At 66.4% G+C, this 1,296-nt stretch carries 2 protein-coding genes; both read right to left on the bottom strand.

Annotated elements, in window-relative coordinates:
• On the bottom strand, window positions 1-774 hold a 774-nt coding region (locus A2J02_RS18750), incomplete at its 3' end, for a branched-chain amino acid aminotransferase (RefSeq protein WP_068052129.1).
• Window positions 775-815: 41 nt separating this feature from the next.
• Window positions 816-1,296, bottom strand: a 481-nt coding sequence (locus tag A2J02_RS18755; protein ID WP_331712149.1) for a glycine cleavage T C-terminal barrel domain-containing protein, incomplete at its 5' end; no start/stop codon positions are given.

Raw genomic sequence — 1,296 nt, forward strand, 5'->3', positions numbered from 1 at the left:
CACCAGTCGTGCGTCGGAGCCCGAGCCGAAGACGAAGAACAGGTTCATCCCGCCCATCTCCTCGACGTACCGGCGCTCGATGGCATCGAGCCAGACCACCTGATCGCATCCTTCGTCGCTGGCCTGTGCCTGCGCCAGCAGAGATGCGGCGTAGTTGCCCGCGAACTTCGCGTCTCCGGTGCCGCCCGGTGCCGCCCGGACGTATTCGGTCGACAGCCAGACGCTCACCGGCTTGACGCCTCTGGGGAAGTACGCACCTGCGGGAGAGGCGATCAACATGTAGCGGTACGAATCGGCCGGGCGGACACCGAGTCCGGCTTCGGTGGAGAACATGTACGGCCGGACGTAGAGCGCGTCCTCGCCGCCTGCCGCGGGGACCCAGTCGTGGTCGAGTTCGAGCAGCTTCTCGATCGATCCGATGAACAGCTCGTCAGGCAACTCCGGCATCGCCAGACGGCGAGCCGAGGAGCGGAAGCGCTCGGCGTTGGAGTGCACCCGGAAGGTCGAGAGGTCGCCGTTCGGCTGACGGTAGATCTTGAGTCCCTCGAAGATGGCCTGGCCGTAGTGCAGGACCATCGCGGCGGGGTCGAGCTCGATCGGACCGTACGGCGCGATCGTGGCATCGTGCCATCCGCCGTCACGGGTGTAGTCGATGTACACCATGTGATCGGTGAAATGTTTTCCGAAACCGGGTGCAGCGAGCACCGCGTCGCGCACGGCGGGCGTAGCGGGCGAGGGATGCTGCACGTACGTGAATTCGGAGACACCTGTCATGCCCGAGATCCTATCGTCACGGCCACCGAGCTCTCGCGCGGTCACCTGGTCTTCACTGCGACGAAGGGCGGCGCGACCACTTCGCAGCGCAACGCTCGCCCACGAACGTCGACTTCGACCTCCGAGCCCACCGCAGGAGCGGCCTCCGCGTCGAGCAGGGCGAGGGCGATTCCGATCTTCAGCGACGGCGAGAACGTGCCGGACGTCGTCGTTCCGATCTGCTGTCCCGATGCCTTGACGGCAAGGCCCGGGCGCAGGACACCGCGATCGAGAGCCCTCAGTCCACGCAGCACACGCGCCGGTCCGCTCTCCTTCTCCGAGGACAAGGCTTCCTTGCCCCAGAACGCATCCTTCTTCCACCCGATAGCCCAGCCGCAGCGCGCCTCGAGAGGCGAGATGTCCAGTGCCAGTTCGTGTCCGTGCAACGGGTAACCCATCTCGGTGCGCAGTGTGTCGCGCGCTCCGAGCCCGCACACCTGTCCCCCACGAGACCGCACTGCTGCCATCAGCGCCCGGAAGAGC

The sequence above is a fragment of the Rhodococcus sp. EPR-147 genome, from assembly GCF_001647185.1.
Taxonomy (GTDB): domain Bacteria; phylum Actinomycetota; class Actinomycetes; order Mycobacteriales; family Mycobacteriaceae; genus Rhodococcoides.